This is a genomic window from Paenibacillus sp., assembly GCF_035645235.1.
Classification (GTDB): Bacteria; Bacillota; Bacilli; order Paenibacillales; family YIM-B00363; genus Paenibacillus_AE.
In genome coordinates, this window is sequence record NZ_DASQMZ010000140.1 from 65,872 (window position 1) to 80,410 (window position 14,539).

Below are 14,539 nucleotides of genomic sequence, written 5' to 3' on the forward strand. Positions count from 1 at the left end.
GTCTCCCGTCCTTCCTTATGCCGGCACATGCGCCGTATCCGCCACCATGAGCACGAATACGAACGTTAAATAATAGAGCGAATACTTGAACGAGCGCATCGCCCAAGCGTCATCGTCCTTCGCGGTAAAGCCGCGCAAGCATTGCCACGTCCACAGCGTCAGGAGCGTCAAGCCGCCGACGAGAAAGACGAGACCGACGTAGTGCTGCGTGTAAAGCAGCACCGTCGTCGGGTACAGCGCGAGCAAATAAGGCACCATCTGCCACTTGGTGCGCAGCACGCCCTTTACGACGGGCAGCAGCGGATAACCCGCTTTCTTGTATTCCTCGCGCTTGCGGATGCCGAGCGCCCAGAAATGCGGCGGCTGCCAGAAGAACAGCAGGCCGAACAACAAGATCGCGCCGAGATCGAGCGTCTGCGTCACCGCGCAATACCCGATCACCGGAGGAACCGCGCCGGAGATGCCCCCGACGGACGTGCTCCATGTCGACGTCGGCTTTAGCCAATAGGTGTAGATAATGACGTAAGCGATATGGCCGACGATGCCGAGCAGCGCGGCAAGCGGGCCGACCAGGAAGTACAATACGGCGAGCCCGGCGACGCCGAGCGCGGAGCCGTACAGCATCGCGGCGCCCGGCGGAATCGCGCCGGTCGGGATCGCCCGCTGCTTCGTGCGCTCCATCAGCTGGTCGCGTTCGCGGTCAAGGACGTTGTTGAATACGCAGCCGGAGCCCATAACGAGCGCAGACCCTGCCAGCATATATATCAGAAGAAGCCAATCGATATCCCACTTCGACGCGACCCAGAAGCCGCCGAACGCGGTGATGAGATTGGTCATGATCATGCGCGGCTTCGCTAGCGCGTAATATTGCTTCCAGGAGGCGCGGGCCGACGTCGCCGCCGACTCGTTGTCCCGAGCGGCCGATGCGTCGACTTGGTTCGTACGATCCACGTGTAGGCTTCCTCCTCATATGAGTAAAATCATTCTTTATCATACCGGAGCGGCCTGCCCAACGCAACGATTCGGCCGACCGTTCAACAATTTGTCGGTTTTTGCGATAGACGCGCACCGCCGAGGCGCGAGCCTAATACAATATACGGGCGGCTGGGTAATCGCGCCGCCCTTCGATGCTCCAGCGCCGGAAGGATGTGAATCGATTTATGCCAGTCATTAAAGCGAAGGAAGAGGACGTCAAGCTGCTCGCCCGTTTGATGCGGGCGGAGGCCGAAGGCGAAGGCGAGCTCGGCATGCTGATGGTCGGCAATGTCGGAGTGAACCGCGTCAGGGGCGATTGTCTCGATTTTCGTAAGCTTCGCACGATCCGGGATATGGTGTATCAACGTCCGGGCGGCTTCGAAGCGACCATCAAGGGCTACTTCTACCAGAAAGCCCGCGAGAAGGAAATTCGACTCGCGCGCCGCGTCATCAACGGCGAGCGCACGCATCCGGCTTCCAATTCGCTTTGGTTTTTCCGGCCGACAGGCGGCTGCCCCGGCCAATGGTACAACCAACCGAATACCGGGCGGTACAAAGCCCACTGCTTCTTCTCGCCGACGAGCGCGAACTGCCCGCGCGTGTACGGCACGTATTAAACGCCTCATTACTTAAAAACGAAAGGAACGTGTTTTTCCGCATGTTGAATCGTCAGCAATTCCCGGTCGCCCCGCAGGGCGCGGCCCCGTATTCGTTCCAAGGCGCCGCTCCGGTTTACCCGGCTGCGACGTATCAAGCCGCTTCCGCTCATACGCCGCCCGCGGCGTTCCCGAGCGCGCAAATTCCGATCGGCGGGCCGATCCCGGGCCCGACGGCGCCGGCGGCGGCGGCGGCGACGCCGGTTTTCGAAGAGTCTTATATCGAGAACATTCTTCGCCTGAATCTCGGCAAGACGGCGACGGTGTATATGACGTTCGAAAACAATAATCAGTGGAACGCCAAAGTTTTCAAAGGGCGGCTCGAAGCCGCGGGCCGCGATCACATCATCTTAAGCGACCTGACGACCGGCATGCGCTATTTGCTGCTGATGGTCAACCTCGATTACGTGACGTTCGACGAAGAGCTGAATTACGAATACCCGGGGCATCCGACCGCGGGCCGATAAACGCCGAGAAGCCTCCCCGCATGGGGAGGCTTCTTTTGGTTGAAGCTATAGGTCTGAACCGTGTATGCTCGATGAAGAGACAAAAGGATGAGGAGGGAACGAAACCTATGGATACCGCCACGCATTTCGCGTTCGGCTTCGGTCTGGCCGGCCTGTCCCAGATCGATCCGAACGTCTCGACCGACGTCTGGGCGACGGCCGCCGTCATGATCGCGACGGTCGCCGGGTCCCAGGCGCCGGATGCCGACACGCTCGTCCGGTTTCGCGGCAACGAGCTGTACGTGCGGCACCATCGCGGGATGTCGCACTCGATACCCGCTTGGTTCGCATGGACGGCGCTGATCAGTTCGCTCGTCTGGCTCGCCTTCCCAGCCGTGCCGTTCGCCACGATCGCGCTCTGGACGTTCGTCGCCGTCACGCTCCACGTCGCCGTCGATCTGTTCAACACGTACGGCACGCAGGCGTTCCGCCCGCTCACGAGCCGATGGATCGCTTGGAACGTCATTCACATCTTCGACCCGTTCCTGTTCGGCGCGCATGCGGTCGCGCTCGGGCTTTGGGCCCTTGGGCTCGGGGACGCCGCCGTCCTCTTCCCTTCGTTGTACGGCTTGCTGGCCGTGTACTACGTCTGGCGCGTCGTCATCCATCGCCGAACGGAACGAGCGTTGCCGAAGCTCGATCCGACCCATCGCGGCGGCGATCGCTACACGGCGATTCCGACCGTCAAGTGGACGGTGTGGAACGTCGTGCGGCGCAACGCCGAAGGCAATTATACGATCGGCGTCCTCGACCGCGGCGGCCTGCGCTGGACCGACGAGTACGTCTGCGAATCGTCGCCGCTCATCGAAGCGTCTAAGAAACATCCCGCCGTCGACGCGTTCTTGTCGTTCAGTTCGCATCCTTGCCCGCAGTCGGAACGCCGCGGAAGCGATACGATCGTACGCTGGGTCGACGCCAGGTATCAGCACCGAAAACACTACCCGTTTCTAGCCGTGGTCAAGTACAATAGAAACCAAGAGCCCGTCTTCAGCTACGTCGGCTGGATCAGCGACGAGAAGCTGGAGGAGAAGCTTCGATCGACGCCCTCCCATTCCATGCTATCGGCGGCAGGCAGGTGATTTACCGATGAGTAAACCGTTGTCCCTTGCGTTCGCCCTGCTTAGCCTCGTCTGCCTGATCGCGGCCGGGGCGGCGCTCAGCTATTTCCGCACAGGCTGGGCGCTCTTCTTTCTGCTCGCGAGCTTCGCCGTCACGGGCGCGGGCATGGCGCTGAAGCGCCGCTTGACGCGGAAATAATCAAGGCAGCACGAACCCCATCTTCTCCATCGCCCGGCGCAGCGTCTCGTCGGCGACGGCGGAGGCTTTCTCGGCGCCGCGCTTCAACATCGCTTGCAGCTCGCCCGATGCGCGAATGTCGCGGTACCGCTCCTGGATCGGCGCAAGCCCTTCCACGACCGCCTCCGCCAAATCCTTCTTGAAGGCTCCGTACCCGAGCCCCTCGTATTGCTTTTCAAGTTCCTTGATCGACTTGCCCGCGAACACCGAATAGATTTCGAGCAAATTGCTCACTTCCGGTTTATTCTCTCGGTCAAAGACGATCTCGCGGCCCGAGTCCGTCGTCGCGCGGGCGAATTTTTTCCGAATGACGTCCGGCTCGTCGAGCATCGAGATGAACGCGCCCGGGTTCGGGTCGCTCTTGCTCATCTTCTTCCTGCCGTCGAGCAAGGACATGACGCGCGCGCCGACTTCCGTAAATTGCGCTTCCGGCACGACGAACGTATCGCCGTAACGGGCGTTGAACCGGTTCGCGAGATCGCGCGTCAGCTCGAGGTGCTGCGTCTGGTCGTCCCCGACCGGCACCAGATCCGTGTCGTACAGCAAGATGTCCGCCGCCATCAGCGACGGGTACACGAACAAGCCCGTGCCGATAGACTCTTTCCCCGCGGATTTATCCTTGAATTGCGTCATGCGCTCGAGTTCGCCCATGTACGTGAGCGTCGTCAGCATCCAGCCGAGCATCGCATGCGCCTTCACCTGCGACTGCAGAAACAGCGTAGCCGCCTCGGGGTCGATGCCGCTCGCGAGGTACACCGCCGCAAGCGATTCGGACTGCTCCCGCAGCTTCTCCGGCTCCTGCGGCACCGTGATGGCGTGCATGTCGACGACCATAAAATAGCTGTCGTAGTCGTGCTGCACGTTGACGAACTGCTTGATCGCCCCGATATAGTTGCCGATCGTCAGCAGCCCGCTGGGCTGAATGCCCGAAAGCACCCTTTTCTTTTTCATTGTCGACACCCTCCTTAAATTTCTGAAAATGAACGCAAAAAAGCCCTCGTCCGCAAGGGACGAGAGCCGTGGTGCCACCCTAATTCGCCGGAGCGTGAGCCCTCCGGCCTTCGCGGCCCGATATCGGGAGCCAGCCGCTTCCCCTAGCGCGCGAACGCGGTTCGGTTCCGTCCTCGGGGACCCATTCCCTCCGCCGTTCGAGTCCGGCTTCTCAGCATGCCGCCGGCTCTCTGCGCTCGAACGCGCGCGAAGGTACTTGCTCCCGTCATCGATTCGCTGTGTGGTGTTGCGATTTTTACACATTATACAGAAACGCCGCGCCGCTTACAAGAGGCATGCGCTGCTTATTCCCGGACCGCTTCGCGCAGACGCTCCGTCCATTCGCGGACGAGCCGGACCGTCTCCGGCTGCAGCGGGCGGTAGTCGAGCGGCTCCGCGAACGCAAGGAACGCCTCGCCGAGCCGAAGCAGCGCGGCCCGGTACGGTTCGATTCCGACGCGGGTTTCCCCGAGCGCCTTCGTTCCGGAGGGCGATTGCTCGAGCTCGGTCCAGACGACCTCGCCCCCTTCGTGCCGCACGGCGAACGGGTACGCACGGCAATCCGGATCGCCGCACCCGCACACGAAGAACGGCATGCGCGTCCATGCGACGGCGGCGTCGGCGAACCGGTCGGGCGACGTCTCCTCGAAGCCGCTGCGCAATAAAGCGGGGAGACCGACATCGATACAGAGCGGCTCCTCGACGAGCGTCTCCCCTTCCATGACGACGCGCACGTCCGCCTGAACGATCTGCAGCTCCGCGTTCAGCGACAAACCGTCGTAACGAATTTCGAACATGCCGTCCCTCCTTCCGCGCCGCTCAAAAATTACCAGTTTATCGCATGCGTATAATGTTTGGTTTGGCTCATACTACCTTTCAAGAGGGAGGTGATCACAGATGGGTACAGGTTCCAACAGCTCCAATGATCTTGTAGTGCCTCAAGCTTCCCAAGCCTTGGAACAACTGAAGTACGAAGTCGCTCAGGAGCTCGGCATCAAGATTCCTGAGGACGGCTACTACGGTTACATGGCAACCCGCGACACCGGTGCGATCGGGGGTCACATTACGCGCCGACTCGTTCAAATCGCGGAGCAATCGCTGGCGGGTCAATTCCGTCGCTAATCAGCCCCATACTTACGCAACGAACGAGGAAAGCGGCTATGGCGACATAGCCGCTTTCTTTGTCGCGCCGTGCGGGCGCCCGAAGCTACTCGTTTTCCTCCGCATACTTGATCACCTGCTGCACCACCGACAACGGCAGGTTCAAATCGACGTGCACGTCCCACAGCGTCCGGTTCGGGTTGGAGCGCAAATAGTCCCGGATCGTCCCGTACGTCTCGGCGAACCATTTCGTGCATTCGGAGCAATACTGCGACTTTGCCTTCAGAAACAACCCCCCGCAGCGAACACAATTTTGCAGCTCCATCTTCTTCCCCTCCCGGCATACCGCGCCCAATTTATTACACGTCTACAACGCTAAGAATTGGTCGACGTCCTTCTTCATTAACGCGACCGACCGCTCCCAAAATTCGGGCTTCGTCAGGTCTACGCCCAGATGCTTGCGGGCGAGATCTTCGACCGTCATGCGCCCCGTGTCCTGGAGCAGCGACACGTACCGCTCCTCGAAGCCGGCCCCTTCGCTTGCCGCCGTCGCGTAGAGGCCCGTGCTGAATAAGTACCCGAACGTATATGGGAAATTATAAAACGGAACCTCGGTAATGTAAAAGTGCAATTTCGAAGCCCAAAAATGCGGATGATACGAAGCGAGCGCGTCGTGGTACGCTTGTTTTTGCGCTTCGACCATCAGGGCGTTCAGCCGCTCAACGCTCACCGTCCCCCGCCGGCGCTCTTCGTAAAATCTCGTCTCGAACAGGAAACGCGCGTGGATATTCATCAAGAACGCGACGGAGCGCTGAATTTTGTCGTCGAGCAGCGCAATCTTCGTGTCCCGGTCCGGCGCTTGGCGGATTGTGGCGTCGGCGACGATCAGCTCCGCGAACGTCGAGGCCGTCTCGGCGACCCCCATCGCGTAATTTTGCGTCAGGCCCGGCTGGTCGAAGACGACCTGCGTGTGGAAGCCGTGGCCGAGCTCGTGCGCGAGCGTAGACACGTTCGTCAACGAACCCTCGTACGTCATGAAGATGCGCGACTGTTTGGCGAGCGGGAACGACGTGCAGAAGCCTCCCGGGCGCTTGTTCGGACGATCCTCCGCCTCGATCCAGCGGTCCCGGAACGCCATCTCGGCGAACGCCGCGAGGCGCGGGCCGAATTTGCGGAATTGCTCGACGATCATCGCGGCGCCTTCGTCGAAACCGATCTTCACGCCCGCCTTGCCGATCGGCGCGTCGAGATCCGTCCATCCGAGTTTCTCGATGCCGAGCAGCTCGGCCTTCTTCTCGAAATACGCCAGCAGGAACGCGCGATGTTGTTCGATGGCGCTCCACATGCTGTCCAGCGTCTCCTTCGACATCCGGTTCATGTCGAGCGGCTCCTTGTGAATGTCCGTCCAGCCCCGATGCTTGTACGTCTGCAGACGGAAGCCCCCAAGGTGGTTAAGCGCTTGCGCGCAATAATCCGCATGCTTCTCCCAAGCGCCTTCCCAAGCGACGAACATCCGGTCCCGAACGTCCTTCGACGGATGATACAGCTTGTTCGCCGCCTGTCCCGCGGAGAGCATCGTGACGCCCCCGTCCTCTTCCTCGAACGGAATTTCGATTTGCCCCACGGTCGTGTCGTACAGCTCCGACCATCCATGGTACCCGTCGACCGCCAAATCGTTGAGCAGCGACTCCATCTCCGGACTCAGCTTCTCGAGCGCCTGCTTGCGCCGTTCCGACAGCGGGAACGAAACCGGCGCCAGCTTCGGCCGCGTCATCCAGGCGTCCCAAGTCGCTTGGTCGACCGTCGTCAAAATTCGGTCGAAGCGCGTCAGCTGCGACTCGCAGGCGGCGATGAGCGTCCGAATGGAGGAGCCGAGGGCGATCGCCTTCTTATCCTTCTGGTTCGCGGAGGCATGGCAGCTCGCGAACGCTTCCGCTTCGACGAGGCGCGATTGCAGCGACTCCAGCTCTTCGGTCAGCCGCTCGACGGTTTCGACGTCGGCGGCTCCGGCCGCGGAAGCGGCTTCCGCTTCCTCTACGCGAGCGCCGAACGCCGGTATGTCCCGTTCCAGCGCCAGCAAAAATTCGGCGAATCGATCGGATCCGCTGCCGCCCGGGAAGATCGCGTCCATATCCCATGTATCGGGCAGGCGATTCGTTTTCGTCATAGGTCCTTCGAACTCCTTCGATTGTCGTTGATCTTCCAGCGGTCAAAAAGGTAAACTATAGATAATATAGCATGAATTCGAAAGGATGGGTACGCATGCGTCCCTTGCAAATCTCGCCCGAGACGGCCGTCAAGCTCGCCGCGAAGCTGAACGTCCCGCTCGAGCAGTTGATGCACATGCCTCAGCATATTTTGCTCGCCAAGCTCGCGGAGCTCGCGAAGTCGGAAGCGCCGCCGCAAGCTCCTGAGGAAAAGGAAAAGCGCACGGAAGAATAATTACTTCTTCCCTGCGCTTTGTTTTGTTTGCATCTCTTCCGGCAGCTCGAGCTTCGCTTCGAGCATCTCCTCCCGAACGGTCGCCCATCCGTCCCGGCACGCCCGAATCATGCCCGCGTCCGTGATCCGCTTGTCGTTGATGACGCGGGAGAACCACTTGACCGCGTCGGAGAATTCCTTCAGCCTGCGGTGCAGCTCGCCGATCAAGAACATCAGCCTCGCGTTGTTCACCTCGAGCCCTTCGGTTTCGTACACGCGGATGTATTCTTGGAGCGCGAACCGGAGAAATCGCTGTTCGTTCTCTTGATCGCCCTGATACCGATACAGCCACGCGATGTGGTGCAGAATGCCCGCGACGACGCGGGGCCGTTCGCCGATCGCTTGCGCGCTCAGCAGCGCCAGCTTATACGTGTGCATCGCCTCCGCGATCGTCCGGCTGTTCCCGAAGTCCCGCATCTGCCACGTCGAGGAAATTTTATCCCTCACCGCGGCGCGCTGCCGCTCGGTGAGCGATGCCGCGAAGTTTTCCGTGGAGGCGAACCCGCAATACGGACAAACCCGAACGACGTAAAACTCCGGATTCTCGTTACCTTCCTTAAAATACGTGCAAAAGTCCGTGTCCGTCTTGACCGGCTTCTTAAAGCTCGGCCGGACGCGGGACGTTTGAAAATCGCGCTGGCAGCATAAACATGCGACGGCAGTTCGATACAATGGTTCCATGCGGTCGGCCGCCCCCGTTCGTCAGCTTCTTCTTTGCCATTCGTGCTTGTATTCGTCCTCGGATGGTTCCTTCAGCGCTTCCCGTATGACCCATACGAATAGACAAGCGATCATTCCTGCCACGACTCCGGTCATGCGTACCCACTCCCATCGACGGCGAACTGTAGGTCAATTATACCACGCGCGGGAGCGGAAATCACCGAATATTTCGCGTTTTTCCGCATTTCGGGCTCGGCATGGGGCAGAGGCTGTCCGCATATATTGGGGTACGGAGGTGAGCGTGCCCATGCGCTCCGATACGGTGCGTCTACGTTCGATCGTTCCCCCGGCCGCGATGTCGGCCGCCGTCTTGCTCTTAATGCTTTTGTTTCCCCGCGAAAGTCTGGAAGCCGGCTTAACGGGCGTCTCGATCTGGTGGGACGTTCTTTTCCCTTCGCTGTTTCCCTTCTTCGTCGTCTCGGAGCTGATGCTCGGCTTCGGCATCGTCCACTTCTTCGGCACGCTGCTCGATCCGATGATGCGGCCGCTGTTCCGGCTTCCGGGTCCCGGCGGCTTCGTCATGGCGATGGGCTTCGCGTCCGGGTACCCCGTCGGCGCCCGGCTGACGAGCCAGCTGTGGGAAGCGCGGCTCGTCGACCGGAGCGAAAGCGAGCGGTTGATCGCGTTCACGACGACGGCCGACCCGATTTTTCTGATCGGCGCGGTGGCGGTCGGCTTCTTCCACGACGCGAGCCTCGCCCCGATTTTGGCCGTCTCGCACTACGGCGGCGCGGTGCTCCTCGGCGTGCTGCTTCGGCTGCGAAGCCGCGGGGAGCCCGGGGCGTCCGTCGGCCGGTCCGCGGCGCCGGCCGCGGGCGCCTCGGCCGGGATCGGCCGGCGGTCGAACGGGGCGCGGCCGTCTTCGAGCGGCCCGCTGCTCGTGCGCGCGTTCGAAGCGATGCATGCCGCGCGCCTCGCCGACGGGCGCCCCTTCGGCCAGCTGCTGCTCGACGGCGTCCGTTCGGGGCTTCGTCTCATCGTCGTCGTCGGCGGCCTTGTGGTGTTTTTTTCCGTCGTCATCAAGGTACTCTCGATGGCGCACGTCGTAACGGCGCTGCAGACGGCCGTCGGCCTCGTCCTCGGCCTCGTCGCCATCCCGGCCCCGCTCTCCGCCGCGGTCGTCAACGGCTTGTTCGAGGTGACGCTCGGCGCGAAGTCGGCCGGCCAAGCGATGTCGAGCGTCTCCCTGCAAGCGCAAGTCGCCGTCGCCTCCTTCGGCCTCTCGTGGGCCGGGCTGTCCGTCCATGCGCAAATTATGAGCATCGTCTCGCACATGCCGGTGCGTTATGCCCGCTATGCCGCCGCCAAAGCGGTCCAAGGCTTGCTCTCCGGCGCGATCGCCTTTTTCGCTTGGCCGCTGCTCGCGCCGCTTCGCGCGTCCGTGTCGGCTTGGGCCCCCGCCGGCGAGCCCGCGGGCTGGGGCGCGGCCGCCGCGTACGCGCCGCTGACGGCGCTCGTCTTCGCCGCGACGCTCGCCGCCGTGCCGGCCGCGTACGTCTGCTTCCTCCTCGCGCGTCGGCTGCTCGGCGTTCGCCGTTGAGTTCCCGTCCCGCTTTCGTTATGATGGAGGGGAAGAGTCGGCTCGACTGGCCAAGCTGCCAGGGCGCCGCACTCGCGTTCCCTGGAGGTGCCCCTTGAACTATTGCGTATTGGACCGCGGCGACGACATCTCCCGCGAATTAACGGTAACCTTCGAACGGCTCGCGGCCGAACGCGGCCTCCGCCGCGACGAGACGGCGCCCGACGTCGTTCTGTCGATCGGCGGCGACGGCACGATGCTTCATGCGTTCCATCGGTTCCGCAGCCGCATCGACGACATCGCCTTCGTCGGCATTCATACGGGCCATCTCGGCTTCTACGCCGATTGGAAGCCGAACGAAGTCGAGGAGCTCGTCCGCCTCATGTGCGACGGCGGCGGACTGAAGGATCGGGTCGTGAAATACCCGCTGCTGAAAATCGAAATCGACTCGGACGGCGGCACGGATTCGTATCTCGCGCTCAACGAGTTCACGCTCAAGGGCGCGGACGCCACGCTCGTCGCGCAGCTGAACATCAACGACATGCCGTTCGAGATGTTCCGCGGCGACGGCATTTGCATCTCGACGCCGTCCGGCAGCACCGCTTATAATAAAAGCCTCAACGGCGCGCTGCTCCATCCGTCGCTCGACGCCTTCCAGATCGCGGAGATCGCGTCGATCAACAACCGCGTCTACCGTACCGTCGGCTCGTCGCTCGTGCTGCCGAAGCATCATCATTGCGACATCTTTCCGCGGAAAGAACAGAAGCTGTTGATCACCGTCGATCATTTGGCCATCCCTTACGAGTCCGTGGTCTCCGTCCGGAGCACCGTCTCGGAGCAGAAGGTGACGTTCGCGCGGTACCGCCCGTTCCCGTTCTGGAACCGGGTCAAGGAAGCGTTCGTCGGCGACGCGGTCAAGTAAGCCGGAGCATGCCCCTTCCGTGCTCCGCGCTGCAATCGAACTTGGATAAACAAACGAGTCGCTCGTTCGGAAGAGGCGAATGTTTCCGCCATCGTTCCGAACGGGCGATTTTTTACGAACGTTCCCGATCGCGACGAGCGTACGCCGTTGATCGCGGGAACGAAAATCAGTCCGAGTCTAACATCTACGGCGGATCTGCTGAGCTGCGGGAATCAGGTTGGAAAGAGGCAGAGAGCACAAGCGATCGGGGCAATGCCCTGGACCGAACAGCTGAGCGACACTTTGAATCAAAAAAGCCTTGCGTACGACGAGGAGCTTTCGCTCCTCTCATACGCAAGGCTTCGCGAGGTGCTATTGGGGCTGCGACGGCGTCTTATGATGCTGGCGCTGCTGCTGCTGTTGCTGCGAGCGGTCGCGACCGCCGCCTTGGCCTGCGTGCGCATGCCGGCCGCCGCTCGGTTCATGGCCGCCGGGGCCTGCTTGCCCGGAACGGACGCCGCCGCCCTCGCGGGGCGCGCCGCCTTCCGGACGGCCGCCGCGGCTGCGCTGCTGCTGCCCGCCGCCGCCATGGCCGGCGCCCGGACCGCCCGTGCTGCGCGGACCTTTGTGGAATTTGCGTCCGCCCGGACCGCCGCCGCCCCCTGAAGGGCGCTGGCCGCCGCGCTCGGACGGACCGCCCTGGCGCGACTCCCCGCCCCGTCCGTCTTCGCGGCCTTCGAAACGGGGCTTGCCCTCGTAGGACCGTCCGCCGGGACGGCCGCCTTGACGCGCGTCGCCCCCGCCGGAGCGGCTGTCTCTGCGTGCGCCTCCGCCTTGACGCGGCTCCCCGCCGTCGCCCTTGTCCGCGGACGCTCCGCCGCGCTCCCGATCGGCGTTGCGGTTCGAGCGGCTCGGCGATTGGTGTTCGCGCCACGAATACGGCTTTCGGTCGCTGAACGCCATGCCCCCCGCGACGCCGGCGATCTGATGCACGCCCTCCGGCTTCTCCTCCGCGGCCGGCGCGTCGCTCCCCGGAGCCGCGTCGGCGGCCCCGGGCGTCTGCGCGAGCGGCTCCGGAGGCGCGTACGGTTCCGCCGGCGCCTCCGGGCTCGTCCCTTCCGGGGCGCCGCCGCCCGGAACGGGCTTTCGCTCCAAAATAAAATACGCGCAGCCGAAATTGCAGTATTCCTGCAAGTAATCGTGCACGGACGTGAACATAGAATCCTTCGTGGCGCGGTTGCTGCCTTCCTTGAAAAAACCCTTCAACCGCAGTTGATTGTAGCCCCAATCGCCGACGATGTAGTCGTAACGGTCAAGCACCTCGCTATAGCGCTCCTTGAACGCGTCCGGCTTCCATGCGTCCTTATGCTCTTGCACCAATTCGTAAGCTTTGCCTCCGACCCAAATCACGTTACGTCCCCCTCGCCGACTCCACCTGTTCGTGCGCATGGTACGAGCTGCGGACGAGCGGTCCGGACTCGACGTGCGCAAACCCGCGCTTCTTGCCTTCTTCCTTCAGCATCGCGAACTCTTCCGGCGTATAATACTTCTCGACGTATAGATGCTGCTTCGACGGCTGCAAATATTGCCCGATCGTCAAGATGTCGACGCCGACGCCGCGCAAGTCGTCCATCGTCGCCAACACCTCTTCCACCGTCTCCCCGACGCCGATCATGATCGACGATTTCGTGCGAATGTCCGGCGCATACGCCTTCGACCGCTCCAAGAGCTCGAGCGAACGGCGGTATTTCGCCTTCGATCGAACCCGGTCGCTCAGCCGTTCGACCGTCTCTACATTGTGGTTCAGGATGTCCGGCCTGGCATCCAGCACCGCATGCAGCGATTCGGCGCGCCCCAGGAAATCGGGAATGAGCACCTCGACGCCGCACAGCGGCATTCGCTCTCGCAACGCCCGGATCGTGCCCGCGAAGATCGAAGCCCCGCCGTCCGCAAGGTCGTCCCTCGCCACGCTCGTTACGACGCAATGACGCAGCCCCATCTGTTCGGCCGCCTCCGCCACCCGCTCCGGCTCCGCCAGGTCGAGCTCCGTCGGCAGCCCCGTCTTTACGGCGCAAAACCGGCACGCCCGCGTACAAATATCGCCCAATATCATGAAGGTCGCCGTTCGATTCGCCCAGCACTCGTGAATGTTCGGGCATTTCGCTTCTTCGCATACCGTATGCAGCGTCTTTGAACGCATCATCGACTTGATTTCTTTGAAGTTTTCGAACTTCTCCCCGGAGACGAGGTCGATTTTCAACCATTCGGGTTTTCTCTCGATCGTTCTTGCCATCATCGTCTCCTCCTTTCCGTGTGATCCCATTATAACATGAACCTTTGTTCATTCCACATCCGGGGCGAATTTGTGATATGATGAGTTACAGTTGATCCGCGCGCATGGAGGGGAAAACATGGACAACGGTATGACTTTAGAACAGAAAGACGCTCGACTCGGCGAAATCCTGCGAGACATGGGCCATGTCTTGGTAGCGTTCTCGGGAGGCGTAGACAGCACGTTCGTGCTCAAGCGCGCGTACCAAGAGCTAGGCGACAAGTGCGTCGCCGTGACGGCCGCCTCGGAGACGTTCCCGTCCCGCGAGTTCGACGCCGCCGTCGCGCTTGCGGAGGAGATGGGCGTACAGCTGCTTAAGACCGAAGTGTCGGAGCTCGACAACGCCGACTTCGTCGCGAACAATCCCGACCGGTGCTACCATTGCAAGACCGGTTTATACTCGCATTTGCGCCGCATTTCGGCCGAGCGGGGCTACGCTTACATTGTAGACGGCTCGAACATGGACGATCTAGGCGACTACCGCCCGGGCCTTGAAGCCAAGAAAGAGCAGGGCGTACGGAGCCCGCTGCAGGAAGCCGGCATGACGAAAGACGACATCCGGGAGCTTTCGAAGCGGCTCGGCCTCGCGACCTGGAACAAACCGTCGTTCGCCTGCCTATCCTCGCGCATTCCGTACGGTACGAGAATCGAGAAGCATAAGATCGACCAGCTGGACGAGGCGGAAAATTTTCTTTTGAAAATGGGCCTTTGGCAAGTGCGTGTCCGCCATCACGATCAAATCGCCCGCATCGAAGTCATGCCTCACGAGATGGCGAAGGTGATCGAGCGAAGCGCCGACATTTACGCCAAGTTCGCGGAGCTCGGCTTTAAGTACGTGACGCTCGATCTCGGCGGATACCGCACGGGCAGCATGAACGAGGTGCTTTCCGCGGAAACTCGAAAGAAGGCCGCCGCAAAATGAACGATGCTTTGAAGGATATCTTAGGACGCGTGGCGGACGGCACGCTCGCGCCGGCGGACGCCGAGAAAGCGATCGCCTCGAGCGTCGTCTCCGCCTCCGTCGCGGAGCTCGGCTTCGCGACGCTCGATGTGCATCGAGAG

At 61.9% G+C, this 14,539-nt stretch carries 17 protein-coding genes; 9 read left to right on the plus strand and 8 right to left on the minus strand.

Annotated elements, in window-relative coordinates:
• Positions 1-15: 15 nt before the first annotated feature.
• Positions 16-951, minus strand: a complete 936-nt coding sequence (gene cyoE / locus VEZ38_RS13955; protein WP_324894388.1) for a heme o synthase — start codon at positions 949-951, stop codon at positions 16-18.
• Between the two features lie 209 nt (positions 952-1,160).
• Between cyoE and VEZ38_RS13960 the strand changes: the two genes are divergently transcribed.
• The 4 genes from VEZ38_RS13960 (at position 1,161) to VEZ38_RS13975 (ending at position 3,394) form a co-directional block, all read left to right on the plus strand.
• Complete coding sequence (locus tag VEZ38_RS13960) at positions 1,161-1,592, plus strand: cell wall hydrolase (RefSeq protein WP_324894390.1); 432 nt, start codon at positions 1,161-1,163, stop codon at positions 1,590-1,592.
• A gap of 41 nt (positions 1,593-1,633) precedes the next feature.
• The gene (gerQ, locus tag VEZ38_RS13965; protein ID WP_324894392.1) at positions 1,634-2,098 is read left to right on the plus strand and encodes a spore coat protein GerQ; all 465 of its coding nucleotides are present in this window, start codon (positions 1,634-1,636) and stop codon (positions 2,096-2,098) included.
• A 107-nt stretch (positions 2,099-2,205) separates the two neighbouring features.
• Positions 2,206-3,216 carry a metal-dependent hydrolase gene (locus tag VEZ38_RS13970; protein ID WP_324894394.1) on the plus strand — a complete coding sequence of 337 codons (1,011 nt, stop codon included), beginning with the start codon at positions 2,206-2,208 and terminating at the stop codon, positions 3,214-3,216.
• A gap of 7 nt (positions 3,217-3,223) precedes the next feature.
• Positions 3,224-3,394, plus strand: coding sequence for a hypothetical protein (locus tag VEZ38_RS13975; RefSeq protein WP_324894396.1), 171 nt, complete (start codon positions 3,224-3,226; stop codon positions 3,392-3,394).
• Here the strand turns inward: VEZ38_RS13975 and trpS are convergent, their stop codons facing one another.
• Entirely contained in the window at positions 3,395-4,384 is a 990-nt protein-coding gene (gene trpS / locus VEZ38_RS13980; RefSeq protein WP_324894398.1) for a tryptophan--tRNA ligase, read from the minus strand.
• 344 nt (positions 4,385-4,728) lie between these two features.
• Positions 4,729-5,220: a hypothetical protein gene (locus VEZ38_RS13985; RefSeq protein WP_324894400.1), complete on the minus strand. Its 492-nt coding sequence runs from the start codon at positions 5,218-5,220 to the stop codon at positions 4,729-4,731.
• Between the two features lie 100 nt (positions 5,221-5,320).
• On the opposite strand from VEZ38_RS13985, the gene VEZ38_RS13990 reads away from it, so the two are divergent.
• The gene (locus tag VEZ38_RS13990) at positions 5,321-5,545 is read left to right on the plus strand and encodes an alpha/beta-type small acid-soluble spore protein (RefSeq protein WP_324894402.1); all 225 of its coding nucleotides are present in this window, start codon (positions 5,321-5,323) and stop codon (positions 5,543-5,545) included.
• 85 nt (positions 5,546-5,630) lie between these two features.
• Here VEZ38_RS13990 and VEZ38_RS13995 read toward each other — a convergent pair whose 3' ends face one another.
• Together VEZ38_RS13995 and VEZ38_RS14000 are read right to left on the minus strand one after the other, a co-directional pair.
• On the minus strand, positions 5,631-5,849 hold the full coding sequence (locus tag VEZ38_RS13995; RefSeq protein ID WP_324894405.1) for a hypothetical protein: 219 nt from the start codon (positions 5,847-5,849) through the stop codon (positions 5,631-5,633).
• Positions 5,850-5,891: 42 nt separating this feature from the next.
• A complete protein-coding gene (locus VEZ38_RS14000) occupies positions 5,892-7,691 on the minus strand; it encodes a M3 family oligoendopeptidase (RefSeq protein ID WP_324894407.1) in 1,800 nt (599 codons plus the stop codon).
• A 95-nt stretch (positions 7,692-7,786) separates the two neighbouring features.
• Here VEZ38_RS14000 and VEZ38_RS14005 point away from each other — a divergent pair, with 95 nt between their 5' ends.
• The gene (locus VEZ38_RS14005) at positions 7,787-7,966 is read left to right on the plus strand and encodes a YycC family protein (protein ID WP_324894409.1); all 180 of its coding nucleotides are present in this window, start codon (positions 7,787-7,789) and stop codon (positions 7,964-7,966) included.
• On the opposite strand, the gene VEZ38_RS14010 is transcribed toward VEZ38_RS14005, so the two are convergent.
• On the minus strand, positions 7,967-8,686 hold the full coding sequence (locus VEZ38_RS14010) for a DUF2225 domain-containing protein (protein ID WP_324894411.1): 720 nt from the start codon (positions 8,684-8,686) through the stop codon (positions 7,967-7,969).
• A 286-nt stretch (positions 8,687-8,972) separates the two neighbouring features.
• Here VEZ38_RS14010 and VEZ38_RS14015 point away from each other — a divergent pair, with 286 nt between their 5' ends.
• Positions 8,973-10,265, plus strand: a complete 1,293-nt coding sequence (locus VEZ38_RS14015; protein ID WP_324894413.1) for a nucleoside recognition domain-containing protein — start codon at positions 8,973-8,975, stop codon at positions 10,263-10,265.
• Between the two features lie 94 nt (positions 10,266-10,359).
• Positions 10,360-11,166, plus strand: coding sequence for an NAD kinase (locus VEZ38_RS14020; protein WP_324894415.1), 807 nt, complete (start codon positions 10,360-10,362; stop codon positions 11,164-11,166).
• Between the two features lie 351 nt (positions 11,167-11,517).
• Here the strand turns inward: VEZ38_RS14020 and VEZ38_RS14025 are convergent, their stop codons facing one another.
• Entirely contained in the window at positions 11,518-12,555 is a 1,038-nt protein-coding gene (locus VEZ38_RS14025; RefSeq protein WP_324894417.1) for a YutD-like domain-containing protein, read from the minus strand.
• Between the two features lies 1 nt (position 12,556).
• The gene (lipA, locus tag VEZ38_RS14030) at positions 12,557-13,441 is read right to left on the minus strand and encodes a lipoyl synthase (protein ID WP_324894419.1); all 885 of its coding nucleotides are present in this window, start codon (positions 13,439-13,441) and stop codon (positions 12,557-12,559) included.
• Between the two features lie 115 nt (positions 13,442-13,556).
• Between lipA and larE the strand changes: the two genes are divergently transcribed.
• Entirely contained in the window at positions 13,557-14,399 is an 843-nt protein-coding gene (gene larE / locus VEZ38_RS14035) for an ATP-dependent sacrificial sulfur transferase LarE (RefSeq protein ID WP_324894422.1), read from the plus strand.
• Positions 14,400-14,539: the final 140 nt, after the last annotated feature.

What these genes read in the sequence shown, in the direction of transcription:
- VEZ38_RS13960 (WP_324894390.1), top strand. Translation starts at nt 1,161, where the DNA reads ATGCCAGTCATTAAAGCGAAGGAAGAGGACGTCAAGCTGCTCGCCCGT.
- gerQ (WP_324894392.1), top strand. Translation starts at nt 1,634, where the DNA reads ATGTTGAATCGTCAGCAATTCCCGGTCGCCCCGCAGGGCGCGGCCCCG.
- VEZ38_RS13970 (WP_324894394.1), top strand. Translation starts at nt 2,206, where the DNA reads ATGGATACCGCCACGCATTTCGCGTTCGGCTTCGGTCTGGCCGGCCTG.
- VEZ38_RS13975 (WP_324894396.1), top strand. Translation starts at nt 3,224, where the DNA reads ATGAGTAAACCGTTGTCCCTTGCGTTCGCCCTGCTTAGCCTCGTCTGC.
- trpS (WP_324894398.1), bottom strand. Translation starts at nt 4,384, where the DNA reads ATGAAAAAGAAAAGGGTGCTTTCGGGCATTCAGCCCAGCGGGCTGCTG.
- VEZ38_RS13985 (WP_324894400.1), bottom strand. Translation starts at nt 5,220, where the DNA reads ATGTTCGAAATTCGTTACGACGGTTTGTCGCTGAACGCGGAGCTGCAG.
- VEZ38_RS13990 (WP_324894402.1), top strand. Translation starts at nt 5,321, where the DNA reads ATGGGTACAGGTTCCAACAGCTCCAATGATCTTGTAGTGCCTCAAGCT.
- VEZ38_RS13995 (WP_324894405.1), bottom strand. Translation starts at nt 5,849, where the DNA reads ATGGAGCTGCAAAATTGTGTTCGCTGCGGGGGGTTGTTTCTGAAGGCA.
- VEZ38_RS14000 (WP_324894407.1), bottom strand. Translation starts at nt 7,691, where the DNA reads ATGACGAAAACGAATCGCCTGCCCGATACATGGGATATGGACGCGATC.
- VEZ38_RS14005 (WP_324894409.1), top strand. Translation starts at nt 7,787, where the DNA reads ATGCGTCCCTTGCAAATCTCGCCCGAGACGGCCGTCAAGCTCGCCGCG.
- VEZ38_RS14010 (WP_324894411.1), bottom strand. Translation starts at nt 8,686, where the DNA reads ATGGAACCATTGTATCGAACTGCCGTCGCATGTTTATGCTGCCAGCGC.
- VEZ38_RS14015 (WP_324894413.1), top strand. Translation starts at nt 8,973, where the DNA reads ATGCGCTCCGATACGGTGCGTCTACGTTCGATCGTTCCCCCGGCCGCG.
- lipA (WP_324894419.1), bottom strand. Translation starts at nt 13,441, where the DNA reads ATGATGGCAAGAACGATCGAGAGAAAACCCGAATGGTTGAAAATCGAC.
- larE (WP_324894422.1), top strand. Translation starts at nt 13,557, where the DNA reads ATGGACAACGGTATGACTTTAGAACAGAAAGACGCTCGACTCGGCGAA.